General features: G+C 42.9%; 17 protein-coding genes. 8 read left to right on the top strand and 9 right to left on the bottom strand.

Annotated elements, in window-relative coordinates:
* Positions 1–83 precede the first annotated feature (83 nt).
* The 4 genes from QE417_RS02530 to pelA all read left to right on the top strand — a co-directional run bounded on the left by QE417_RS02530 (position 84) and on the right by pelA (position 8007).
* Positions 84–3329 carry a SusC/RagA family TonB-linked outer membrane protein gene (locus QE417_RS02530; protein ID WP_311947321.1) on the top strand — a complete coding sequence of 1082 codons (3246 nt, stop codon included), beginning with the start codon at positions 84–86 and terminating at the stop codon, positions 3327–3329.
* Between the two features lie 20 nt (positions 3330–3349).
* Complete coding sequence (locus QE417_RS02525) at positions 3350–5152, top strand: RagB/SusD family nutrient uptake outer membrane protein (RefSeq protein WP_311947320.1); 1803 nt, start codon at positions 3350–3352, stop codon at positions 5150–5152.
* A gap of 20 nt (positions 5153–5172) precedes the next feature.
* The gene (locus QE417_RS02520; RefSeq protein ID WP_311947319.1) at positions 5173–6846 is read left to right on the top strand and encodes a hypothetical protein; all 1674 of its coding nucleotides are present in this window, start codon (positions 5173–5175) and stop codon (positions 6844–6846) included.
* Positions 6847–6978: 132 nt separating this feature from the next.
* Positions 6979–8007 (top strand): pectate lyase, encoded by a 1029-nt coding sequence (gene pelA / locus QE417_RS02515; RefSeq protein WP_311947317.1) that lies wholly within the window; start codon positions 6979–6981, stop codon positions 8005–8007.
* A gap of 82 nt (positions 8008–8089) precedes the next feature.
* On the opposite strand, the gene QE417_RS02510 is transcribed toward pelA, so the two are convergent.
* From QE417_RS02510 to QE417_RS02485, 6 genes are all read right to left on the bottom strand, one after another.
* Positions 8090–9349, bottom strand: a complete 1260-nt coding sequence (locus QE417_RS02510) for a M14 family metallopeptidase (RefSeq protein ID WP_311947316.1) — start codon at positions 9347–9349, stop codon at positions 8090–8092.
* A gap of 21 nt (positions 9350–9370) precedes the next feature.
* The gene (locus tag QE417_RS02505) at positions 9371–10873 is read right to left on the bottom strand and encodes a RagB/SusD family nutrient uptake outer membrane protein (protein WP_311947315.1); all 1503 of its coding nucleotides are present in this window, start codon (positions 10871–10873) and stop codon (positions 9371–9373) included.
* Positions 10874–10882: 9 nt separating this feature from the next.
* On the bottom strand, positions 10883–14248 hold the full coding sequence (locus QE417_RS02500; RefSeq protein WP_311947314.1) for a TonB-dependent receptor: 3366 nt from the start codon (positions 14246–14248) through the stop codon (positions 10883–10885).
* Between the two features lie 216 nt (positions 14249–14464).
* Entirely contained in the window at positions 14465–15649 is a 1185-nt protein-coding gene (locus tag QE417_RS02495) for a FecR family protein (RefSeq protein WP_311947313.1), read from the bottom strand.
* A gap of 82 nt (positions 15650–15731) precedes the next feature.
* Complete coding sequence (locus QE417_RS02490; RefSeq protein WP_311947312.1) at positions 15732–16322, bottom strand: RNA polymerase sigma factor; 591 nt, start codon at positions 16320–16322, stop codon at positions 15732–15734.
* 172 nt (positions 16323–16494) lie between these two features.
* On the bottom strand, positions 16495–17631 hold the full coding sequence (locus QE417_RS02485) for a hypothetical protein (protein ID WP_311947310.1): 1137 nt from the start codon (positions 17629–17631) through the stop codon (positions 16495–16497).
* Positions 17632–18073: 442 nt separating this feature from the next.
* Here QE417_RS02485 and QE417_RS02480 point away from each other — a divergent pair, with 442 nt between their 5' ends.
* The 3 genes from QE417_RS02480 to QE417_RS02470 all read left to right on the top strand — a co-directional run bounded on the left by QE417_RS02480 (position 18074) and on the right by QE417_RS02470 (position 20581).
* Complete coding sequence (locus QE417_RS02480; protein WP_311947309.1) at positions 18074–18790, top strand: SDR family NAD(P)-dependent oxidoreductase; 717 nt, start codon at positions 18074–18076, stop codon at positions 18788–18790.
* Positions 18791–19429: a flavin reductase family protein gene (locus QE417_RS02475; protein WP_311947308.1), complete on the top strand. Its 639-nt coding sequence runs from the start codon at positions 18791–18793 to the stop codon at positions 19427–19429. It begins immediately after the preceding gene.
* A gap of 138 nt (positions 19430–19567) precedes the next feature.
* Complete coding sequence (locus tag QE417_RS02470; protein ID WP_311947307.1) at positions 19568–20581, top strand: mechanosensitive ion channel family protein; 1014 nt, start codon at positions 19568–19570, stop codon at positions 20579–20581.
* A 207-nt stretch (positions 20582–20788) separates the two neighbouring features.
* Here the strand turns inward: QE417_RS02470 and QE417_RS02465 are convergent, their stop codons facing one another.
* The 3 genes from QE417_RS02465 to QE417_RS02455 form a co-directional block, all read right to left on the bottom strand.
* A complete protein-coding gene (locus QE417_RS02465; protein WP_311954570.1) occupies positions 20789–23623 on the bottom strand; it encodes a bifunctional fucokinase/fucose-1-phosphate guanylyltransferase in 2835 nt (944 codons plus the stop codon).
* 337 nt (positions 23624–23960) lie between these two features.
* On the bottom strand, positions 23961–24242 hold the full coding sequence (locus tag QE417_RS02460; RefSeq protein WP_311947306.1) for a 2,3-bisphosphoglycerate-dependent phosphoglycerate mutase: 282 nt from the start codon (positions 24240–24242) through the stop codon (positions 23961–23963).
* Positions 24232–24651, bottom strand: a complete 420-nt coding sequence (locus tag QE417_RS02455; protein ID WP_311947305.1) for a 2,3-bisphosphoglycerate-dependent phosphoglycerate mutase — start codon at positions 24649–24651, stop codon at positions 24232–24234. The genes QE417_RS02460 and QE417_RS02455 overlap by 11 nt, the downstream gene beginning before the upstream one ends.
* Before the next feature lie 106 nt (positions 24652–24757).
* Here QE417_RS02455 and QE417_RS02450 point away from each other — a divergent pair, with 106 nt between their 5' ends.
* Positions 24758–25351, top strand: a complete 594-nt coding sequence (locus QE417_RS02450) for an acetate uptake transporter (protein ID WP_311947304.1) — start codon at positions 24758–24760, stop codon at positions 25349–25351.
* Positions 25352–25362: the final 11 nt, after the last annotated feature.

The following is a 25362-nucleotide window of genomic DNA, read 5'->3' as shown; positions in this document are numbered from 1 at the left end:
ATTTTTTAGGCATTTTGCTGCCCAAACATTTCGAGTAATGTTTAGGCTCAAGTGCAACCAATTATATTGAAACCAAATAAATTATGAATAAACTTTTACTTCAAATTTTCATGTTCACCCTGCTTTGCAGTACCGCATGGGCCCAAACACGCAGTATTACAGGCAAGGTGACCGACAAAAGTGGCGAGCCTCTGGTTGGTGTCACAGTAATGCTTAAAGGCACCAGTCAGGGTGTCAGTACCGATGTAGCGGGTATATTTAAAATAAATGTACCCACAACCGGGAACCCTGTGCTGGTATTACGCTACATAGGCTTTGAAAACCAGGAAGTTGCTGTAGGCAGCCAAACCCAGCTCAATATTACCTTGCAGCAGAATGCAGCCACAAACTTAAATGAGGTACAGGTGGTAAACATTGGCTACGGAACGGTATCAAAAAATGCTCTAACAGGCTCGGTATCATCGGTTAATGCTAAGCAGTTGAAGGATATCCCTATTAACTCTACTGCTGAGGCATTGGCCGGTCGTTTAGCGGGTGTGCAAATTACCCAGTCTGAAGGTTCGCCCAATACTACAGCTTCGGTAAAAGTACGTGGTGGTGGTTCCATAACTCTCGAAAACACCCCCCTTTACGTAGTCGACGGTGTACAGGTTGAAAATGCCTTATCGGTATTGGCACCACAGGATATTGAATCGATTGATGTATTGAAAGATGCGGCCTCAACTGCCATTTACGGTGCACGCGGCGGTAACGGTGTAGTTTTAATTACCACAAAAGGTGGCTCACGCTCTCAAAAACCAACTATCAGCTATAACGGCTTGGTGGGTTTCCGCAAGCTTAATAATAAGCTGGATGTGATGAACCCTTATGATTTTGTAAAGTACCAATACGAACGTGCATTACTTAACGGTGCTCAGGAATTAAACACCTTTACCGGGGCTTACGGCTTTTATAATGATCTTGAGTTATATAAAGAAGCACCCTTTGTTGACTGGCAAAAGCAAATGTTTGGCCGCAATGCCCTTATGCAAACCCACAACCTGAGCTTAACCGGCGGTAACGAGAATACCCGCTACGCATTGAGCGTTACTTCAAATGGTGAAGAAGGCGTACAACTTATTTCTGATTTTAACCGTAAGATCATCAACTTTAAGTTCGATCAAAAAATAAACGATAAGCTGTCGGCTAATTTCACGGTTCGTTATAATAATACTATTGTTAACGGTGCGGGTACTTCCGATCCGGGTTCATCATCAAATAACCGTTTAAGGCAAACCGTAAAATACCGCCCACTACTAACAGGTGGCCGCGACCTTGATGATTATGATCCCGATTATGCTTCGCAAACAAATGCCAACAGTCTTTCGCTGGTTAACCCTATTTTATTGAACCAGGCCGAGTACCGTCGTAACTATCAAAATACAGCTAACTTTAGCGGCAGTGTTACTTATAACATTAACAAGATAGTTTCATTTAAAACCACCTTCGGGTATGATTACAGCAGCACCCGCGCCAATGCTTTTAATGATACCATTACCAGCATTGCCCGGCAAAATGCGAACATGCCTACCGCATCAATAGCCACCACTACACGCGGTACTATAAATAACTCCAATGTTTTTACCTTAAACTTTGATAAATCGGGTTGGGGATTTAGCAAGCGCAATAGTTTAAATGTTTTGTTGGGTCAGGAGTTATATGATGATAACTTGAAAAGTTATACCATCGAAAGCCGCTTCTTTCCGGTTGGCATAAGTGCCGATCGTGCTTTAGGTAACTTTAGCTTAGGTGTGGTTCCGGCAGGTAGTGTGGGTTTGACCCAGCCACTGCCCGTTTCGTCCGAAATTCCTAACAGGGTATTCTCTTTCTTTGGCCGTATCAGCTATTCGTTCGATAAAAAATACCTTTTAAATTTATCAATGCGGGGCGATGGTTCATCTAAATTTGCACAGGGTTACAAATGGGGATACTTCCCGGCTGGATCTTTTGCATGGCGAGTTTCGGATGAAAAATTCTTCTCAAAACTTAAAAACACCTTCAACGACGTAAAATTAAGGGTTAATTATGGCCAATCGGCTAATAACCGGGTACCTAACTTTTTATACTTAACCCAATTTGTTGGCACGCCAACCAATAACACATACAGTATAAATGACCAACTGGTAGTTGGCTTTGGTCCATCGGCCCTGGCTTACAACAGCCTAACCTGGGAAACAACTACAGCTAAAGGACTCGGTTTAGATTTTAGCGTTTTTAACAATCGCTTGCAGGTAACTGCCGATGTTTACAGCAACAAAATCACCAACCTTCTGTTCCCGCTGCAATTACCCGCACAAACTGGTTATCAGGAGCAAATACGTAATATTGGCTCTACACAAAATAAAGGGGTGGAACTTCAGTTAAACGCTACCCCCATCTCCAATAAAAACTTTAGCTGGACAATTAACTACAACATCTCTTACAACAAAAACAAAATTCTTAGCTTGGGTGGCATAACCACTTCACGCTTATATTCATCGGGCTGGGCAGGTTCAAACCAACCATCTGATTATATAACCAAGGTTGGACAATCGGTAGGTACCATTTGGGGATTAGAAACCGACGGATATTACAAAGTAGATGATTTTAATTACGCCAATGGTGTTTACACACTCAAGGCAGGTATTCCTAACAACCAGTCGGTAACCTCAACAGCACCGCAACCAGGTGTAATTAAATTTAAAGATTTAGACGGTAATAACATTATTGACGATAAAGACCGTACCATTATTGGTGATGCACAGCCTAAGTTTTTTGGTGGCTTTAATCAACAATTTACTTATAAAAACTTCGACCTAAGCATTTTCTTAAATTACCAGTTAGGCAACGACATATTGAACGCCAATAAGTTAGAGTTTACCAGCGGGTACACACCTAACTCAAATTTGCTATCAATTATGAACGGCCGCTGGCGTAACGTAAACGATCAGGGACAACGCGTAACCGATCCGGCAGCTCTAACAGCACTAAATACAAATGCAACCATCTGGTCGCCTTTAACAACTGCAAGTTCGTTCTATGTACATTCATGGGCAGTTGAAAGTGGTTCGTTTTTACGTATAAATAATCTAACCTTGGGTTATACACTATCACCTAAGCTCCTGAGCAAAATACATGTTAGCCGCCTTCGTGTTTACGGAACCGTAAATAATCTGGCTGTAATTACCGGCTACAGTGGTTACGACCCCGAGGTTAATACCCGCCGCAACAGCCCGGTAACTCCCGGTGTTGATTACGCAGCTTATCCGCGCAGCAGGGCCTTTATTATGGGTGTAAACCTGAGTTTATAACTAAATTTTAATTGAAGAAAATGACTACTCATAAAATAGTAAAATATACCGCAGGTGTACTGGCAATAGCAGGCATAGCTTTTGCATTTTCATCTTGTAAAAAATACCTTGAGGTTGAACCTATTTCATCCTTCGGGCCCGATTATGTTTTCAGCAGCCCGGCTAATGCCGAAAAGGCTTTAATATCGGCTTACGCACAGTTAGGCGGCGATGCCGGTTATGGTATACGCCTGAGCATGTATTACCCGCTTGATAATGACGAAATGATGGGACAAGGCGCTACTCCGTACCCTGATAATGAGCGCCGTGATATTGCACACTACAATGTACAACCCAGCAATACGCAATTAGCCAACCCTTACTCACAGCTATACGTGGGTGTTGAACGTGCCAACTTAGCCATTTACTATATTCCCAAAATGGCGCAATACACGGGAGGTACTATATCTGAGCAAGCCCAGCTTAAGCGCTTTTATGGTGAGGCATTAGCCTTACGTGCACAGTTTTATTTTGAGTTGATTAAAAACTGGGGCGATGTACCTGCGCAATGGACCCCATCAGCCTTTGAGAGCGATTTATTTAAACCAAAGACCGACCGCGACACCATTTACGACCGGGTTTTAAATGATTTGGCACAGGCCGAAACCATAGTGCCATGGCGTACTGAGGCTACTCAATTCAATAATGAAAGATTATCTCAAGGTGCTATACGCGCTTTGCGTGCCCGCATAGCCTTGTTCAGAGGTGGGTATTCGCTTCGCGCGGACAAAACTATAAAACGTGATGAGGCGAACTACAAAAAATACTACCAGATAGTCCGCGACGAGTGCAATGCTATTATTCAGCGCACAGCCGACCATAACCTCAACAGCAGCTACCAGGCCGTTTGGAAAGATTTTATATGCCAGCACAAACCAGAGCCTAACGGCGAAGTATTGTTTGAAGTGGGCATGTCGGGCGGTTCGAGTGCCGTGGGCGATAGTAAACTGGGTTATTATAACGGACCTCGTTATAACGGAACAGGTAATGGTGCTTTAACCGTATTGCCTACCTACTTCTATTCGTTCGACCGTAATGATACCCGCCGCGATGTAATGTGTGCGCCATATGATATTACCACAGGCCCGGTTTTGGTTGCCCGTACTTTACAAAGTATGGTTGATGGCAAATTCCGCAGAGACTGGACAGGTTCGCTAACCTCAGCCGCCCAGTACTTTGGCACCAACTGGCCAATGATGCGCTACTCAGATGTGTTGCTAATGTTTGCCGAAGCCGAAAACGAGCTCAACAACGGCCCAACTGCTGCTGCAATTACCGCTTTTGAAAGGGTACGCAAACGAGCTTTCGGCAGTTCATCTATTGGTACTACACCAACTACCAAAAACGGCTTTTTTACTGCCCTTGTAAACGAACGCGCCTGGGAACTTGGCGGCGAAGGCATACGCAAGTACGACCTGATACGCTGGAACCTGCTTAAAGCTAAACTGGACGAAGCCAAAGATCGCATGAAAGCCATGTATCAATCACAAACTTATAATGGCGAAACTACACCGGTAGATTATTCAAAGCTCCCAACTACGTTGTACTACAAACCAAATCAACCGGCACCGTTAACATTTTTCTCTCCTACCTCATATTATGATGCTACGGTTACACCGGCTCCGGCAGGTTACACAGCGGTATCATGGGTAGGCACGGGTATCAACACAACAATACTTACGTATTTTGCAGTAAACTTTACACAATTTAAAAGTGAGTTATTGCCGTTTCCGCAAAACCAAATTGATGCCAATCCAAATCTTAAACAAAACCCCGGCTATTAATAATCTTAATTCAGATTAACATGAAATTCATTAATATAAATAAAACATGGCTGCCGGGGCTGGTACTATTTGCCTCGCTGTTTGGCGCATGTAAAAAAGATAATGCGGTTGGCTCATTACAACCGTCACGGGCATTTATTCCCACCGGGTTAAATACTACAACAGCCGGTACAACTGTAAAAATTGATTGGAAAGCATCTCTATTTTCAGGAGGAACAGGTGTAAATTATACTTTAGAAGTATCAAAAAATGCTGCATTCACCACCATTGATTATATCAAAACCACTGATGCTGTAACACTTACCTTAACGGATGATAACATACAGGTGGGACAACCCTACTACGCCCGCGTAAAAGCCAATTCAACAGCAACTTTACCAGGCTCTAATGGATATGTGGTAACCAGCAGTAGTTTTACCATGCCCGGCATATTGCAAACCGTTACCAGTGCCGATCTAACATCAAAAACGGTTACATTACGCTGGCTCACTACACCTGATGTAACCAAAATAACCATCACGCCACTGGCTGGTGGTGCTGCATTTGATGTAGCCCTTTCTCCTGCCGATGTTACAGCCACTAACAAATTAGTAACCGGACTTACAGGTGATGCCAGCTACCGTGCTGATATATATTCAGGTACACGCATTAAAGGTTTTACCACATTTAAAACACCGCTATTTACAAAAGAGATCACATCAGCAGATAACTTGATCGACGTGATTAACAATGCTTCAAATGGCGATATTATTGGCTTGGCTGATGGAACTTACGATGTTAAGGACATTACTGCCGCTTATGCCAATATTACTATTCAACAAAAGAATATTGGTTTACAGGGTAAGTCGGGCGATGCCAGCAAAGTAATAATCAATTTTAAGCAAATTGACATTAAGGGTACAGGTGCAGGCTTCTCGGCTAAAGACATCACCTTTGATGGTACTGCAGGAGCTGCTCAATACTTCCTTAACTTAATAGGTAACGCGTCGGATGCAGAAAATGCAACATTTACAAACATTAATATTGATGGCTGTGTGGTAAGTAATGTAGTAAATGCATTTTTACGCGGAAACCGTGCTACCAACACTAACGGTTTTGTTATTGGTAATATTAATATCAACAACACGCTTGCGTTTAATATCAATAAATCTGCCACTGCCGGATTTAACACCATTGAATTAAGCAAAGTTCAATTTGCACAGTTGAACATTACTAATTCAACATTTTATGAATTTGGACGTAATTTTATAGTAGCAACAACAGTCCTTAATACAGGTACACCTATTCCAAGTATAACAATTGATAAATGTACATTTAACTCGTTTGGGGGCGGTACCAATACATTTGTTTTTGCAGATGCAAATGCTAATGCTATTAAAGTCGCAGTTACTAATTCAATTATTGCAAACAGCCCCAGGGCGGCAACAATTATATCTGGCCTGTTTAGAGGTACAGGGGTTGGAAGTTCGTTTACGTTTACAAACAACAACACGTTTGCATTACTCACACAAACCACAGTCGGCAGCCCATTACCTTTGAGTAACTCGGCCACAACTGTAACCACTGCCGCTATTACCAATACCGATTTAGGTTGGGTACAAGCTACCACTAACTTTGCTTTACCTGCAGGTTCGGCTCTGCGTACGGCCAGCACAACAGGCGGAGCTATTGGCGACCCACGTTGGGCAAAATAAAACCCTTTATTTGCAGCACACCGGTATCAACTACCGGTGTGCTGTTTTTGGGGGATGATAACTTATCTGATTAAAATTTACTCCCGGCACTTAACTTATAGCGGCAGATATAGTCAAACCACAAATTATTTTATGGCAATAATTACTAAGAGAACTTTTATACTTACTGTCTCTTGCTTTATAGGCTTGCTTTGGACTAAAGTTGAGGCTCAAGTTAAAACTGACCCTGTTGCCGAAAACATGCTGCTTTATCAGCGTAGCGTAGGCGGCTGGCCTAAAGCAGTAAATGAGGTTAAAGTTGATTACAACAAAAACCTGACTGATGACCAAAAGCAATTAACCCGTGCCGATTCAAATCGTATTGACGCAACTATTGATAATGGCGCAACTCATAAAGAGATCACCTACCTGGTAATCGCCTATAAGCAAACTCAAAATTCGGTTTACCTTAAAGCAGCCGAAAAAGGTATCAGGTATCTGTTAAAAGCACAATATCCTAATGGCGGCTGGCCACAGTATTACCCCGATATCAGCTTATACCGTGCCCAGATTACCTACAACGACAATGCCATGATCAATACATTAGACATAATGTACAACATAGCCAATGGCACCAAAGGTTTTGATGTGGTTAATAAAGCATTGGTAGCCCCATGCAAACAAGCCGTGAAAAAAGGTATAGATTGTATTATAAAAACACAGGTAAAGGTTAATGGCAAGTTAACCGCATGGACACAACAATACGATAAAAAAACCTTACAACCGGTAGCCGCCCGCAAATTTGAGCTGGTAGGTTTAAGCGCATCCGAATCGGCGGCAATTGTTGAGTTTTTAATGCGTCAACTCTATCCTACTACCGATGTTAAAGCAGCTATTAAAAGCGCTGTAGAGTGGTTTGCCAAAGTCAAAATTGAAGGCTATCGTTTTGAACGCTCCAACGATGGACAACTTGTTGCAGATGCCGGTTCAACTATTTGGGCACGTTTTTATGAGATAGGAACAAACAAGCCATTCTTTTCGGGCAGAGATAGTCAAAAGAAATACAACATTGCCGAAATAGAAAAAGAGCGCCGTACAGGTTACGCGTGGTATGGTAATTGGCCTCAAAAGATATTGGATAAACAATACGCTGCGTGGATGAAAAAGACAGGTGATAAATAACAACATTTATTATAATAACATAAAGCCGTTTAAATAAATTCGAGCTCTTACGCTTATTTAAAACATTTCGCTTAAAGCCTTTTTAATTATCTGCCATTAGTTTTTTCATCATTTCTTCTGCTGCTATCCGGCCTTTTAACTTTAATAGGTTACGTGAGGTATTATCCCCTACTTCGTATGTTAATGCTTCGGCACCCAATTTCCGGCTGAACCAACTTTTTGATACATTACCACCATTACCCGATGGTTTTATTTGAGGGCTAAAGCCCGGAATAGACTTTTTCATAGCATCTAACCATTCAACCGTAAAACCTGGTAAATTGGAGGCCGATGGATTTTGCAATTGGTTAATGTAAAATATATCGTAGTAAGTTGAATGAAAATCGAGCGTAAAGTAAACTTTGGCATTTTGCTGTTTCACTATATTTAATACGGCCTGTTGCACCGCTTTAGTTTCGGGCTGTACAAAGTTTTCCCAATCGCGGTTCAGGTCAACACCTGCGGCGCTATGCCTCCAATTACCCTCATCAACTCCGTCGGGGTTTAGCATAGGCCAAAGCAACAATTGGTACTGCTCTCTGAATTTTATTGCCATTGTCGTATTAGCGGTTACTGTTCGCACAAACTCCTGCATGGCCATGTAGCCAGTAACTTCGGGCGGATGCTGCCTGCTTAATACCACCACCAGCTTTTTGCCATTACTGCCCTTGCTGGTTAACATCGTTATTGGCTTACCCATTAAACTATGCCCTGTTACCTGTTTATTTAAATTACCGGATTCGGCTATACTATCCATCCAGCGGTAACTATCGGCCGAGCTGATGATTTCTTGAGCGGATACAGTCAAAGTATCGGTTCCCGCTTTTATTTTAAACGATGCCTGCCGCTCATCTTTTGCAATACTTACGGGCAATACATCCTGCCACTGTTTGCCATTAACGCTCACTTTAGGGTTATAGCGATGCTTGGTGGTAGGATAGTTAAGCGTTATATAAACATTCCGACCAATGGCCGACCATACCTTAAATGCATACCACGGGCTTGGGTTTACCGGCTCGTTTTCGGGTAGTACATCAATTTTAAAAGTGCTATCATTTTGCTGGGTAATAGCACTAAAACGAGCCGATGCAAACTTGTTGCTAAAAATTAGCTGGCGGTTATTAAAAATATATTCGCGACGCTGTTGCCACGTTATTTTTGCTTTTGATGAATCGACTTTCAATACCGCCGCTGTTGTATTTAACTTGTTGGTGCGACAAGCAGCTAAGCCTGTAAGGGCCAGTAAAACTATCAAAAACTTAAAGGACTGCCCACCGGGCAGCCCTCTAACATTTACTAACATTGAATAAAACACAAGGAAAATTTATGGATTTTGATTAGCCGGACCAATTGCCGGGTTTGAGTTAATTTCATCTTGCGGAATAAGCCATTGCCATGACGGATCTCCGGCCGGCACGTACATAATGTTAGCTACATCGAGCTTGTGATTCGTACCCCTGCGATCTAAGTCGGCATTGGTGCGCTTTAAGTCCAGGAAACGAAAACCTTCACCCCAAAGCTCAACACGCCTTTGCACCATAATATCATCAACTAAGGCAGCTCCCGTTTTGGTTGATAATACATAAGCTGCATCGCGGTTTTTAGCCAGCGGCAATAGTGCTTGAGCCGCAGCCGTACTGTTTCCGGCACGTGCCTGCGCTTCGGCTTCAATAAGATACATTTCGGCTATACGCATGTACGGAATATCACCGGCTCGGGTGGCCACATCAGGCACCTGGTATTTGCGGTGCATATAGATCACTTTAGTTTGGCTGGCAATAGTAGGAAAATTCGCCCTGTCGGCCGTTGTGCCATCCCACCACAATTTTTTACGAATATCGGTTGTAGGTATTTTTGCGTAAAGCAACGAGTTTATAAGTTTAGGATTAACTCTTGTAAATGCCGAGTTAAAGTTAGCCGACATGTAAGCATAAAATGAGCCATAGGTTGGTACTTGATCGGCAGGTTGAATAATGCCCCACATCCACTCGGTGTTATTAATATCGGTAAAGCCGGCTGTGTATTGGGCATTGGTCATCAGGTTATCAATACCTGCGCGGGCTTCCTGTGCAAACTTAATAGCAACCGGCCAGTTTTGCATTACCAAGGCAACACGGGCTTTAAAGCCTTTAGCCACATTGATGTTGATATGCGTTTTGGCGCTGCCGGTGCGCGACGCCGGAGTTGCCGCCAGGTTGCTGATAGCCTCGTCTAAATCTTTGTTAATTTGAGTGTAAACGGCTTCAACAGTAGCACGCGGCTGCCCCTCGGTACTTGAGGTAATTACAATAGGTATACCAAGCTGGCTATTGGGCATGGTGGTTGCATCATAACGTTTACCATACAATTGCACCAGTTGAAAATGCGCCCAGGCGCGCAGCGCCAGCGCCTCGCCCTTTATAACTGCTTTGGTAGCCGCCTCACCCTCTACTCCATCAATACGCTCGATAATTTGGTTAGCGTTTGAAATAACGATATAGTAAAACGTATAAGTAAAGGCGTTTACATTATCATCGGCCGAGTTGCGGTGCGCCAACCAGCGGTATGATTGATAATGGTACACATATGAGGCATTGGTACGCACATAATCTTCGCCCATGGCATCGAGGTTGATCATTATGGCACCATGCCCATCGCGATGCTGGTTGGTGTATTGCGTATACAAAATACGGTAAATACCATTGAGGGCTTTTTGGGCATTGTCTACCGAAGCGAAAGCTGTTTCGTCGGATATTCCGCTCGTTGGATTGGTGTTTAGAGCTTCCTTACTGCACGAAAACAAAAGTGCAGATATTAAGAGTGCTGCAAATATTTTTAAATGTTTCATAGCCGGTTTTTATAAAACTATATTAACGCCTAATGTTACTATGCGGGTTGGAGCGTAGGTGTATGATGATACGCCTGTAAACGATTGGGTAGGATCTAAACCTTTACGCTTTGACAGGATAAAGAGGTTTTCGCCCGTAAAGAAGCATTGTGCGCGGCTCGCCCCTATTTTGGTTGCCAGTTTTGCAGGCAGCGTATAGGTAAGCGATGCTGTACGCAGGCTTAATGCCGAGGCATCAATTAACCAGCGATCGCTATCATACATGGTTGTACCCGTATTGCGGATAGGCACATCGGTAATATCGCCCGGTTTTTGCCAGCGCTTGAGCGCATCAACGTGTAATGCCCTACCGTATGAACCATTGTACATTAATGATTGATAATCACGATCAAACGCCTTACCGCCAACCTGATACATCAATAAAAAATTAAGTGAAAAACTTTTGTAGGTAAATGTATTTCCTAAACTACCGTAAAAATCAGGTATGGCCGAACCTACATAGTTATATAATGCCGAGTTAGCGTTACTGGTTACCCTGTCGCCATTAGCGTTGGTAAAGGCAGCCGCATCAGTGGTTACAGCAGGGTCGGCATAGTAAAGCTCTACACCAGTGGCAGGGTCAACACCGTACCAATCGCGTAGCCAGTAATCGTAAATAGAGTATCCGGCCTCGCGTCTCTTAGTACCATCAACAATATAAGGAGGATTATCTGGCATTCTGGTGATATTGTTTTTAAACTTAGTCCAGTTTACCAATACATTCCAAACAAAGTTTTTGCTGCGGATCGGGTCTCCGCTTAATTGTATCTCGAAACCGTTGTTATATAAAGCACCTATGTTTTGGGGCTGGCTGCTACGGCCGCTCGATAGTGGTAGCGGAACGTAAAACAACAATTCTTTTGAACCACGACGGAAATACTCCAACGTACCATTAATGCGATTTTTAAATAAGCCAAACTCTAAGGCCACATCATAAGTTTGGTTAATTTCCCACTGCAAATCCTCACCGCCACCTACGGTACGGCTTTGCGTCATGCCCGGCTCGGAGTTGTTATTGTTACCGATGTTATAGAAGGATTGGTAAGGATATAAACCTATTTGATTTGAGCCTACTTCACCGTATGATGCGCGCAACTTAAGTAAGTCAAGCCATTGATAGCGTTTCATGAAGGCCTCATTTTGCAATTGCCAACCGGCCCCTAAAGACCAAAACGTGCTCCAGCGCGAATACGGGTGAAACCTTGATGAACCGTCAGAACGGACCGAACCTGTCAAGAAATAACGGTTATCATAATTGTACTGAAACCTTGATAAAAAGCTCTCAATTTTGTCTTCAGTAACGTACGAATCTACCACAGCCGGGTTGGCATAATTGTCTAACTCAACCGGTCCGTCAACCACCTGGTTGTCGCGGCGGGCAGTAAGGTAGGTGTACTTTTCAAAGTAATACTCATGACCTAACAACGCATCAATGCTATGTTTGCCAAACGTGCGGTTGTAGTTTAATAACTGGTTAATGGTAAGCGTTTGGGTTTTGCTGCTTGTACGCGAGGTACGGCCGTTTACACTAACACCATCGCCAATATCGGGGTTACGGTAAAACAGGTACTCGTAATTATTAACGTCAACCGCAAGGTTGGCAGTTGCTTTTAAGCCTCGTAACAAAGTAGCTTCTAAATAAGTACGACCGCCCAGCGCATTGCGCTTGTTGTAAAGCTGGTTAAGCATAGTTTCGGCCAATATGTTGCGCCCCTGAAATATAGGACGTAACTCACCATTGTCATACTCTTTTTCGCCGGCGGCATCATACACATAATTACCCTGTGCATCGTGTTTATAAACCGGGTAAATAGGCGCCATCAGCAAATCAACGTAAAAAGGGTTTTCGTTGATGCCCGCATCCTCATTAGCCAAAAGTGTTTTAGCTATAGTGCCCGACATATTTACACCCGCCTTCAACCATTTTTTGGGACTCAAATCAATTTTAGCCCTGCCAGTTATACGATTGTAATCGCTGCCTTTGCTGTAACCCTTATCATTAAGATAATCAACAGACGCATAATAGCTCGATTTTTCTGCACCACCGCGTAGGCCCAGCGAGTAGTTTTGCCTAACGCCGGTTTGCTGCATGGCTTTCCTGAAGCTCAAATCATCGGGGTATAGGAATGAGGCCGCCGGATTTATGGTACCATCGCTACGTACAATTTGATTATCGGGCACGTTAAACGGGTTATAAACCAACTGGCTTTTTACATTATCAGTTGCCGATTGATTGGCCGTTGCCAATGCCTGGCCATTTGCCACGTATTGGTTACGCATTGACTCCCATATAAGCGGATAATATTGAAAGGCATCAACCTTTTCATAGTTGGCTAAACCGCGAGAGGTAATGCCACCGGTAGCCTTAACTTCAATAACATCCTTATTTTTAACGCCGGATTTGGTGGTAATGAGTACCACCCCATTAGCTGCCCGCGAACCATAAAGCGCGCTCGCCGATGCATCCTTAAGTACCGAAATGCTTTCAATATCGTTAGGGTTAAGGTTGCTTATCACACCGCCGTAGGGCGCGCCATCAACCACGTACAAAATTTCGGTACCGGCATTTACCGAACCAAAACCACGTATACTAACCCCTACCCCCGAACCAGGCTGGCCGCTTCCGGTGGTAGTTTGTATACCCGGAGCCGCACCTGCCAGAGCGGTGGTTAAACTGGTAATTGGGCGTTTCTCTAATTCTTTAGCATTAATGGTTGCAACCGAGTTGGTAAGGGCACCGCGCTTAGTTGTACCATAAGCCTGTACTACAACCTCCTCTAACTGCTGGTTGCCGGGTACCATTTTTATATCCAGCTTACTGTTATCTCCAACTTCAATTTCGCGGGCAATAAATCCAATATATTTAAAAACCAACACGTTGCTGCCACCCGGTAAATTAATAGAATAATGGCCGGTAATATCGGTGGTAACGCCTGTTAACTGGCCTTTTACAGAAACAGACACCCCAATAAGCGGCTCATTATCAACTGATGAAGTAACACTACCTGTAATTGCCCTATCGGGCTGGTTACGTACAGCTTGCTTTACTTTAACAATGATAGTTTGTCCGCTTATTTCGTAACTGAGCGGCTGGTTTGAAAAAATCTGTTTTAGTGTACCTTCAAGCGTTTCGTTATGCACGTTGATGGTAACCGGTTTAGAGCGGTTGAGCACCTCATTGTTGTAGATGAAATCCTGACCGCTTTGTTTACGCAGTTCCTTAAAAACATCTTTAAGAGTGGCGTTTTGAGTGGTAATGTTAATTTTTTGTGCATAGGTAACTGCATTAGCCTGCAGCGTGAGCACTAAAATAATGGCTGTAATAAACCTGGCCACACGTACAACCTTACGGGCTGAATGCCACGCCCTGCTTTTTTTTGGGCAATAAGAGTCTGTGGCCCTTCTTTTAAAGGGTAAACAATTAATCATCAGAAGAGCATTTGGAGTTAATTAATAGCGTTTTAACATGGGGCTACAACTGCACTGCCGGGCGCACCGGTACTCCCGTCAGTACGGTTGTAAATTTTTAGTAATGGTTTTTCATAAAACAGTTTATTTATTTTTAACAATCACTTTATTATCTGTTATCTCAAAATCAACCCCTCCCGTCGACTGGAGGAGGTTAAGAATTTTAGAAAGCTTATTGTTACGCGATATCATGCCGGTAAACTTCACATCAGGTTTTGCTCCCTGAAAAGCAACATCGATATTATACCAGCGTTTTATTTTGTTCATTACCTTTTCAATACCAGCATTATCAAACTGGAAATAGCCGTTTTTCCAGTCAATCGCTTCCTCTACGTCTACCTCTTTCAGCGCAATCATGTCATCGTGCCGGTTAAATGAGGCCTGGTCGCCGGGTTTAAGCAAGGCAAACTGGTTGCCCACGCTAAGCCTTACCGATCCTTCGCAAAGTGTAACCTCGCTCAGGCTTTCATCGGGGTATGCCGAAATATTGAAATGTGTACCTAATACCTGCACTGTAGAACGGCCGCTTTTTACAATAAACGGATGCCGGGCGTCTTTAGCAATTTCAAAATAGGCTTCGCCCTTTAAAACCACCTCCCGCTTTGCACCTGTAAAAGCTGCCGCATAGGTTAATGACGAATTAGAATTAAGCCAAACCTTGCTTTCATCGGGCAAAATAATCATATACTTGCCCCCGGCAGGAACGCTTAACGTATTTGTGAGCGAAGGGTTAGCACCTTCTTCCTGGTTGCCGGCATCGTAAGCCAGCACTCCTCCGTTTTGTTGTTTTACAGAGGTACTGCCTTGTTTAGCCAGTACACCATTGCCTGTATTGTTTAAAACAATGCGCCTGCCATCGGCCAGTTGCAGTACGGCCTTATCGGTACCGGGCTGCACATCTTTTACCTTAGTAACCTTAGCCACATGTTGTACAGGCTGCCCGCGATTAACCAGCCACCATGACAAACCTGCGGTACATAGTATTACTACGGCCGCAGCTGCCGCCAATTTACGGCTAAACATGCGGCGTATGCGGCTGCTGCCATTATCATGATTAATTATGTTGCTATAAATACTATCCCAGTCAACCTGGTGAACATCGGCACCGGGCGTAAGCGTTTTAAGGCTTTCTTTCATGCGTTCCTGCATCAACTCATCGTAAGCAGGATTTTCGATATAGGTAAAAAACTCTGCAAACTCGTCTGCAGAACATTCTTTATTTATATACCGGTTAAGCAGGTAATTAAACCTTTCGTTGTTCAGTTCCATTCAAAGGCACGCACTAATTAAGTGCTGTTAAAGTATAGAGTAAAAAGAATGATGGAAGGACCGCCGGAAAAGAATTATTTTTTTAATTCTCCATAAACCAGGCAATAATGCCCAGCATACCTGCGCATTGTTCGAGGTAAGTTTTAATGAATTTGAGCACTTCAACTATAACATTTTTAACACGGCTTTTTGACAAACCTGTTTGCGCAGCTATTTGCTCATGACTAAGCCCCTGGTAACGGCTCATATTAAATATACGTTGCTTTTGTTCTGACAGCATACCCAGCGCTTCCTGAATAAGGCGATTACTGTCGCGCAGATGCACAATATCGTCGGTTGAATTACAGTCTTGTTTAAGATTTGCCCACACCTCGCGCATCATTTTTTCGCTTTTTGAAACTTGCTTTAAATAATGGAAGGTTTTATTGCGAACCACTGTGTAAATGTAATTACGCGGATGCTCAATGTTGGTAAGAGTATTTCTGTTTTGCCAAAGGGTAAGAAAAGTATCTTGTAAAATTTCTTCAGCATCAGCCCTCGAATGAGTAAAACCAACAATAAATGTATAAACTTTGGTTTTATAAAGATCAAAAACCCGCCTGAACGCAATTTCGCTACCCTTAGCTATCTGCTCGAGTAATACTTTTTCGCCTATCAGGTCATAAGTAGCCATTATGATCTTATTAAAATTGAAAATTTAATACAAAAAACACTTTATGATTATAATATCATTATCAGTAGTGTAATTTCACAATGCAATATAATAAATAAGAAATATAATTAATAAATATAAATGAAAAAAAGGCCGAAAAATCGGCCTTTTTTTGAAATGGATAAGTTTTAGTTTAATAAGTGTTAGTAAAAGTGTAACCGTACCAGTAATTTAGGTAGTTAATAACAGCTTTTTTAATGCGTGGACCCGAAATTGCAATAATAGAAGCATTATTACGGACCGTTATACCAGGTGTTTCAATTTGTATAGCGGCAATATTATCGTTAAACCCTGTGGTTGAACCTTTATTGATAGTGCCGTACTTACGAGTGCAATATCCCCCATTAAAATATGGCCTACGATCAGGTTTACCCGATACTGTGCCAAAAAGTGTTGCATTGCGTTCGAGTATTTGCATAATGTTGCCTGGTACTGCATGCACACTCTGCCCTTCCAACAGTGCACCAAAGCTGTAGGTACCGCGTATTAGCTGCGAGAACGAAGTTGAAGGATGTGCAAGAGCAATATTGCGGATGCTTGATGAATCGGCAAGTGCGTTCAGGTAGGTGTTGTCTTTCTCGAGTGAAAAGTTACTGAGGCCATAACCAACCTCAGTTTGATCAATAAACGCACTTTGCAGCGTGTTGCCAGTTGTGGTTGAGGTGTATTGTTCGGTATGGCTGCCATCATATTGGTGTGCATGCCCATGTATATCTAAAAACAATGCACCCTGGGTTCCGGCTGTACCTGCAGCAACAGTAGTACGTGCAAAAAGCAGCAATTCGTGATAGCTGTTATAGGTATTAACCGCTTCCGGATCGGTATAGCGTGAGGGCACGTCGCTGGGGTAAGTGTTAGGGTCAACCCTTTTACGGCCAATCTCGTTGATGATCATCCAGGGTTGCATGCCGGTATCATTCTTAAAAGCACTCGCAATTGATTTAGCCAGTAGCTTTGTGTTGAGGTCGCGACCGGTATCGCCGGTTTCGGGTATTACAGGACTGCCTGTGTTAAGTCCATCATGTGGCACTCCTAAAATTAATGGAGCATTGTTATCACCTACCACCAATTTGATGTAATTTTTATAGCCATAAACTGTATCGCCTACATTATAGGTAACCCCTTTAAAAGTTACTGAAGTTGGCGTAGTTTTAGATACAACTGTTTCTTCCTCATTATCAATGGTTACACTATTTTTTTTACAAGATGCAAAAGCCATTAATTGCCCCAGGCAGCAAATGGTAAGTAATACTTTAAGGTTGGTTTTCATTTACAGTGCTTTAGCTATTTACTGTATAGAGTACCAATAAGTAAATAAGGACCGGTTTGAAAGCATTTTTTTTAACAAGTGAAAAGCAATACAGTTGGAAAGTTTAATGAGGTAATATACGCTCTATTGAAAATTGTATTGCCTCTTTAAATTACTGTTTTCGAATTCAACATCTACAACACTATAAACTAAAAAGGCCACATGATGAGGCCCTTGTTAACTTTGATTTAAAATGTTATTTTAATCTCAATTTGACGACTTATTGCTTTCGCATATTCACGTTTTGCAACATCAATTTTCAACATTCAATCATGTGTGTAAACTTCAGTGTAGTTTAAAACATTTAAAACAAATTACGATGGTAAGCATTATTGATAATCTCCCCCGCAATTCATATTTAATCAAATGATATTGCGGAAAATCAAATGATCAACTATAAACAATGAACTTTAAAGGTAAAAACTATCTGATAGCCGGCGCTGCTTCTGCTATTGGTACAATCCTATTAAAATCACTCAGCGCCAAAGGCGCTAACATTTATGCCATGTCCAGACAAGACTCAACGGAATGGCCTGATGATATACATTACATGCCAGCCGATGTATCTAAGCCTGTTGATGGTTTAGCAGCGTTTTTGCCTCAACAGTTGCACGGACTTGTTTACTGTGCAGGCAGCATCAATTTGAAGCCCTTTGCCCGGCTTACTGATGACGACTTTATGAACGATTACCTGATCAATACTTTAGGTGCCATCAGGGTAATTAGGCAGGCTTTGCCAAAGCTAAAAGCATCGGGTAATGCCTCGGTAGTACTTATCAGTTCGGTAGCTGCGCAAACGGGGATGGCTTACCATACCAGCATCAGTACTGCAAAAGGGGCACTGGAAGGTTTTGCACTTGCTTTAGCAGCCGAAGTAGCTAACCAGCAAATCAGGGTAAATGTGGTTGCCCCCTCCCTAACCGATACGCCATTAGCCTCTGCCCTGCTCAGTTCTGATGAAAAGAAAGAGGCATCTAATAAACGACATCCGCTGGGCCGTTACGGGCAGCCGGGAGATATCAGCAATGCCATTGAATTTTTGTTATCTGAAAACTCGGGCTGGGTTACAGGACAGGTTTTGCCGGTTGATGGTGGAATGGGTAAATTAAAAATGTTTTAAATGAAGATAATAAATCACGAAACTATTGCGGAACTGGATAAACCCTATCGCACCGCGTTAATGAACAGCATTAGCGGCTACAAGCCGTTAAACCTTTTAGGAACTATTAGTAATGAAGGCAAAACTAACCTGTGCATCGTAAGTTCAGTTTTTCACCTGGGTTCTAACCCGCCTTTACTGGGTATGGTAATCCGCCCGTTAAGACCGCATAACGACAGCTTAAATAATATTAAAACGGTAAAGCAGTATACACTTAATAATGTTTGTGCTAATCATTACCGTAATGCTCACCAAACCAGTGCAAGTTATGCTTCAGGCATTTCGGAGTTTGATGAATGTGGATTTGATGAATTTTATCACGAAAGTTTTAAACCCCCGTTCGTTGCCGAGTCGACACTGAAAATCGGGTTAGATGTCGTTGAAATCAGACCAGTGGAGTTGAATGATACCACAATTGTAATTGGTCAAATAAAACTTATTATTGCCAATGAAAGTATAATACTTGCCGATGGTACGGTAGACCATGTTACTGCAGGTACAGTGGCAGGGTCAGGATTAGACAGTTATTACCAACCTGAATTTATAGACAAACTAACTTATGCCAAACCCGGAAATGTTCCGGCCAGTATCAACCCATAAACAGGGTACCTTTTTAATATAAAAATAAGATTATGCCGTAAAAATTTTGGCAATCATATTCTTAATAGCGCTAATTACTGTAAAACTCATTTGCAAATCTCTATCTTACCTGTTCATAGCTGATACTCTTCAATACTAATGGAAATTAAAGAACAACAACCTACGCAGGAGCAAAGGGAAACCATAAAGAAACTTCATAATGATGGGGTCAGAAAGGCAAAGATCAGTGCTTACATTTTTGGCGGCGTGTTATGCTTTTGCACAACTTTCGTTCTTCGTTTAAAAGCGTTTGCTTTTATAGGGGCGTATCATGACCTATTGAATAACATTTTATTAGCCGGAACTTTTAGTTTTGGTATTTTGGTGCTTTCTCGTTTTGTTCAAAGTCAAATTGCTAAGGGTTCTTTAGAGAAAGGGCTTTTATACAACCTTGTACAGTTCACACGCTTGGTTACGTTTGTCATCATTATATTTATCTTCATCTCATTTCTTAATGCCAATTGGTATACCGCCGCTGTTTCTTTAGGCTTAATTTCCCTATTACTGGGTTTTGCCTTACAAACACCTATTTCGTCTCTCATAGGTTGGTTTTATATCGTAATGCGCGGACCATTTAAGGTTGGCGACCGCATACAGGTAGGCAGTTTTAATGGTGACGTGGTGGAAATTAACTTTTTAGATACTACACTTTGGGAATTTGCCGGCAACCTCATGACCAGCGATCTCCCAAGTGGGCGCCTTATACGTTTTCCTAATAGTTTGGTATTTCAGAACCAGGTCTACAATTACTCCTGGCAAAAATACCCTCTGGTGTGGAATGAAATTTCTTTTTACATCACCTACAAAAGTGATTTGGATTGGGTAGAACGAAAAGTGAAAGCTATTACCATGCAACAGTTGGATGCCGAAACCAAGGCACATGTACAGGATATGCGTAACGAAATATCAGCAACCCCGGTAGATGATATTGATATTGAGGAGTTTCCGTTCGTGAATTTCAGAATACATGAAAATAATTGGGTAGAAGTATTGCTGATCTATATTGTTAACCCAAAGCACTCCTCATACATGCGGAGTAAAATTGTTAAAGCCGTAATAGCAGAGTTACTTAAAGAACCCGAAAAGGTAGCCTTTGTGAGCGAAGGAAGTTAATATAATTGCGCAAAAAATGGTGCGTATTTTATTGATAGTTAAAAATGAAATTATATCGAAAGACAAGCAAAGATGCATTTATCAATCTAATATGGTATAAAGCCAAAATTTAAATCTTTCCTCCCATCACAAGGTATACTTATAGTAAAAACACATAAAAAAAATGCCACTAAAATATTAGTGGCATTTTTTTTATGTGTTTTTTACCTAACTCCTCGATACCTTAAACCCATCCTTAGAAATCGACCAATCCACAAAACGGGCCCTTTTGTTGGTTGGGTTGGCGTTGAGTGTGGCGCGTATGCGGGCTGCGGCTGCGGCATCTTTGGCAAAAATGAGCATGTAGCCTCCGCCGCCTGCACCCAGTAGTTTGCAGCTTACCATGTAATCGGCAATGCGGTCAATGATGGCTTGGGTTTCGGGGGTGTTAGTGCCGCTGTCGAGGCGTTGGTTTAGCTTCCAGCTTTTGCCCACGGCGTGCGCCACATCGTCCATATTACCGTACTGAAATGCCTCGTAGGTTTTCAGCGCATGGTGGTTCATTTCTTCCAGTATGCGCAAGTATTGGTTTCCGTTCAAAAACATGCCTTTTACAATTTCGGCCAGTATGTTTTTGGCCATACGAGTTATGCCGGTATAGTATAAAAGTACGCTTGAGGCGTTGGTGGCATCGGTAAAAATATGATCGGGTGCCCAGCGCACGGTGGGTTGTTGTATAATACCGGGCTTGCTCTCCAGCAGCTTAATACCGCCAAACACGCCGCCGTACTGGTCTTGCCAGCCGCCGCCGGTGGTAAGCATTTGCTCTAACACCAGGGTGCGCGAGCATATCATGTATTTATCCCACTTAAGGTTACAAAAATCGCTCAGGGTGCCCAGTACGGTGCTGGCCAGTATTGAACTGGTGCCCAAGCCCGAACCTTTAGGAATAGCCGCCAGCAACGATATTTCGATGCCCGAACCAAATGCTTCTAACTGCTCCCGTAAAGAGCTGTAACGCACTTCAGAAAACTCGGGGTTAAACCCGGCTAAACATAAAGCCGCCTTGGGTATACTAAATGCCGACCCAATGGCACCATTGTAATCATTTAACTGTTCGTATGTAGTAACGTCTTCCTTTACACCTAAATCAATTGACCGCAGCGTAATGGCAAATTCTTCCGACGGTTTAATGAACACCTGTAAAGGTGGCTGACCGTTTAACTCAACGGCCAGGTTAAGTACCTTACCGCCGTTAATGAGGCAATTGGGCGGGGTATCTGTCCAGCCGCCGGCCAAATCAAGCCTTATAGGGCTGCGTCCCCACACAATCTGGTCGCTCATTACGTTCAATTGCGGTTCAACCAATTCGGTTTTGGCGGTTTCAATAATGGTTTGCCCCAGTAAACTAAAGGCCCTGCCCTCGTAAACCTTGGCTTCGATTATTTTACCCTCATTGCCAGTTTTTACCAGTACTTCACTTCTGAACATCTGGTCGTGCAGGCGGGTAAGTAACGGTGCATCGGCAGGTAGTTCGGCAGGTAATTCCAAACCCGACTTATTGTATACACCTGCTGCGTGTTTTAAATCGAGCTGGTAAAAAACCGACCGTTTCCAGTTGCTGGCTATACCAGCCATATTTAGTTTAAGGTAAGCATTGCGCTGCGCGTATTGGCGAAACAGATTAACCTCATTGGCCAGGTTAGCAGCGCTTATTAACCTGCGTTGGCTGCCTACATAGCTAAACGGATTATATATGAGATTTTGAACAACGTCTTCATTCAGCTCATCAGTTTTAAACACCTCGTAAACAGGCTCATAAAACCAGTCTCCGGCATTAAATATATGATCGGCATTCATACCTCTTTTAGGTAATTGCGGATTATAAAAATCATAAATCCGTACACAGTATTCATTGCCCTCGCCTACCGGAATAAAATCAATACAGGTTTGGGCCGGCAGGGTTAGTTGCCAGTTATTCTCAGGCGCGCCGGTTATAATGTGTTTGTTATCCAATTGCCATTGCGGACCGATCCAACTGTTCTCTACCCAGATATGGCTATTTTTGCTGGTAAGTTCAACCTTGGTTACGGCATTCAAGGTAAATAAATCAGGGGTCGGTTTAATTTTGTTTTGCCAAATCTCTTCCTGATTTTTAACCAATCCCTGCAGTTTACTGGTCGATTCAATTAACTCGGCACTGTTGCCAAAATGATAGAACTCTCCCTTTGGCAGCGGTACTACCGCAACTTTAAGCTCATTAATGGCCTCATCCTTTAAGGTAGGATTGTTGCCCAATGCCTGCCCAAAGGTGGTGTACATATCATAAAACGACGGTGCGCCGTTAGGGAAGCTTTGGGTAGCTTCGTCCCAACCGCAACGGTCAAATATTAATTTAAGCGCTTTAGGTTTAAACAGCCATATACCTATATCGATATAAAACAAATGGTCGGGCTGTAACTCCTGTAACCTTTCGGCCGATGGTTTTTGCAGGGTAAAAGCCAGTTCTTTAGGTGCACTTTTTTGAGAGAAGAATACTCCAAAGTTTGAGGCTTTTTCGGCCTGTTCCCATAAGCCAAAGCATACCACATCGGCATCGGGTATTTCGGGCAGTGCGCCTTCGGTACGTATCAGTACATCGCCGCTGGCCACCAAATGGTTCAAGCCCTCGGGTGCATTGTTTAAGATGTCTTCAAAAAGAGGTATCTGCAAGTCAATCAGCGACTGATCTATTTGCTGACCACGCTTCCACCGGAAAATAGGCATAGGCGTAAACACTTTACCCACGGCTGCATAAGCCGGAGCGCGGCGACTTTGTCCACCGGCATGTATGATCAGGCGGTTATCTTTTTGCAGCCAATTGTCTATCTTGTCTTCGCTGCTTTCGTTTTTAAATGCTTCGTAAAGTAAGTTGACAGTTCCACCTCCTGAACCTATTTTGCCCGAGGGGGGATCGGTACAAAAGAAATAGTTTTCATGGGCGAAGTATTCATCGCCAAATTTTTTGAACGAAGGAGGTATAGTAAGCAGCTTTTTTAACATTGCAACGCAGTTGTTTTGTATGTGTAGTTGTGCCGCAAGATATAAACTATACCTGTTAAATTATATATGTAATATTAGCTTGATTGTAGGCGGATATTAGCATAGGGGATTGATGTGCAGATGTGCAAATTAGTAAATGTGCAGATGTCCTACCCTATAACACGTCATTGCGAGACAGAGGTGGGGAGAGCGTGGTCGTCGAAGCAATCTCTGAACTATATATAAACGCCTTGCCTACGCAGGGATTGCTTCGGTACACCATGCACTTTACCCTTTCCATCTCGCAATGACGTGGTGGAAATAAAAAACGGCCGCCTGACAATCATTTGCACATCTACTCATCAGCATATCTGCACATCTACAAATAATAATGCCTGATCTGGTTCAGCCGGTCATCCAGTTCATATACCCAAGGCGTGGCTGTGGGTATGTCCAGGTCAGTTACTTGTTCGTCGGTTAAGTTATCTATGTATTGTACCAAAGCTCGCAGGCTGTTACCGTGGGCGCATATAATTACTTTTTGGTTTTGTCGAAGTGCAGGTACAATACTCTCGTGCCAAAAAGGTAAGGCACGGGTCATAGTTTCGCTCAGGTTTTCGGTTAACGGCAACTCGCGGTAAGTTAAATCATTATACCTCAAATAATGGCCCGGAAAACGTTCGTCTTCCTCGGTTATAGCTGGTGGATGCTCGGCCGGGGTCGCGGCGCCACTTATGTACCTGTTCTTCACCATATTTTTCAATGGTTTCCTGCTTATTAAGGCCTTGCAAGGCACCATAAAAACGTTCATTTAAACGCCATGATTTTTGTACCGGAATCCATAGATGGTCTAATTCTTCCAACACGATATGCAGGGTTTTTATCGAGCGTTTTAATACCGAGGTAAAGCCTACATCAAAAGTAAAACCATTAGCTTTTAAAAGCTGCCCTGCGTGTTGAGCCTGCTTTTTGCCCTCTTCCGAGAGATCTACATCTGTCCAACCGGTAAAGCGGTTCTCTTTATTCCATTCACTCTCTCCGTGTCGTAATAGTAAAAGTTGTAAAGCCATATCGAAATATAACGCTTATGTGTACAAGCAGTTTGTCATTTTTTTGTGAAATGATGGTGAATACTTTATATTGCAGCCACTAACCATTTATAAACTAATTCTTATTATGATTCCAACAACCCCTGTGGTGGTTAAGGATGGCATTGCCAATCCGGCCCCGCTTGGCCTATGCGCCTTTGGCCTTACAACCGTATTACTTAATATTCATAACGCCGGTTTTACCGAACTAAGCTCGATGATTTTGGCCATGGGTATATTTTATGGCGGCCTTGCACAGGTTATCGCCGGAGTAATTGAAGCTAAAAAGAACAACACTTTTGGCTTAACAGCCTTTACTTCTTACGGTTTCTTCTGGCTATCATTGGTAGCATTAATTGTGATGCCTAAACTGGGCTGGGCCGATCCGGCCAGTAATGGCAGCATGGTGGCTTACCTTAGTATGTGGGGCATATTTACACTTTGCCTATTTTTTGGAACGCTTAGGTTAAACCGTGCCTTACAGTTCGTATTTGGTTCTTTGGTCATATTGTTTGGCTTATTGGTTTGGGGCGATGCCAGCGGCAATGCAGATATTAAGCATTTGGCCGGTTACGAGGGTATTATTTGCGGTGCATCGGCCATTTACACGGGCATTGCAGGTGTACTTAATGAGGTTTACGGCAAAACCGTGCTGCCAATTGGCCCGGTTGATGCAAAGTAAGCTGTATTATT

The organism is Mucilaginibacter terrae, assembly GCF_031951985.1.
Classification (GTDB): Bacteria; Bacteroidota; Bacteroidia; order Sphingobacteriales; family Sphingobacteriaceae; genus Mucilaginibacter; species Mucilaginibacter terrae_A.
The sequence above is the reverse complement of the archived record's forward strand: the minus strand, read 5'-3'. Positions and strand labels throughout refer to the sequence as shown.

Bases quoted from the DNA above. Each gene is read 5' to 3' on its own strand.
- QE417_RS02510 (WP_311947316.1), bottom strand. From the start codon at position 9,349: ATGTTAGTAAATGTTAGAGGGCTGCCCGGTGGGCAGTCCTTTAAGTTT.
- QE417_RS02485 (WP_311947310.1), bottom strand. From the start codon at position 17,631: ATGAAAACCAACCTTAAAGTATTACTTACCATTTGCTGCCTGGGGCAA.
- QE417_RS02525 (WP_311947320.1), top strand. From the start codon at position 3,350: ATGACTACTCATAAAATAGTAAAATATACCGCAGGTGTACTGGCAATA.
- pelA (WP_311947317.1), top strand. From the start codon at position 6,979: ATGGCAATAATTACTAAGAGAACTTTTATACTTACTGTCTCTTGCTTT.
- QE417_RS02450 (WP_311947304.1), top strand. From the start codon at position 24,758: ATGATTCCAACAACCCCTGTGGTGGTTAAGGATGGCATTGCCAATCCG.
- QE417_RS02475 (WP_311947308.1), top strand. From the start codon at position 18,791: ATGAAGATAATAAATCACGAAACTATTGCGGAACTGGATAAACCCTAT.
- QE417_RS02455 (WP_311947305.1), bottom strand. From the start codon at position 24,651: ATGGCTTTACAACTTTTACTATTACGACACGGAGAGAGTGAATGGAAT.
- QE417_RS02530 (WP_311947321.1), top strand. From the start codon at position 84: ATGAATAAACTTTTACTTCAAATTTTCATGTTCACCCTGCTTTGCAGT.
- QE417_RS02520 (WP_311947319.1), top strand. From the start codon at position 5,173: ATGAAATTCATTAATATAAATAAAACATGGCTGCCGGGGCTGGTACTA.
- QE417_RS02470 (WP_311947307.1), top strand. From the start codon at position 19,568: ATGGAAATTAAAGAACAACAACCTACGCAGGAGCAAAGGGAAACCATA.
- QE417_RS02490 (WP_311947312.1), bottom strand. From the start codon at position 16,322: ATGGCTACTTATGACCTGATAGGCGAAAAAGTATTACTCGAGCAGATA.
- QE417_RS02480 (WP_311947309.1), top strand. From the start codon at position 18,074: ATGAACTTTAAAGGTAAAAACTATCTGATAGCCGGCGCTGCTTCTGCT.
- QE417_RS02495 (WP_311947313.1), bottom strand. From the start codon at position 15,649: ATGGAACTGAACAACGAAAGGTTTAATTACCTGCTTAACCGGTATATA.
- QE417_RS02505 (WP_311947315.1), bottom strand. From the start codon at position 10,873: ATGAAACATTTAAAAATATTTGCAGCACTCTTAATATCTGCACTTTTG.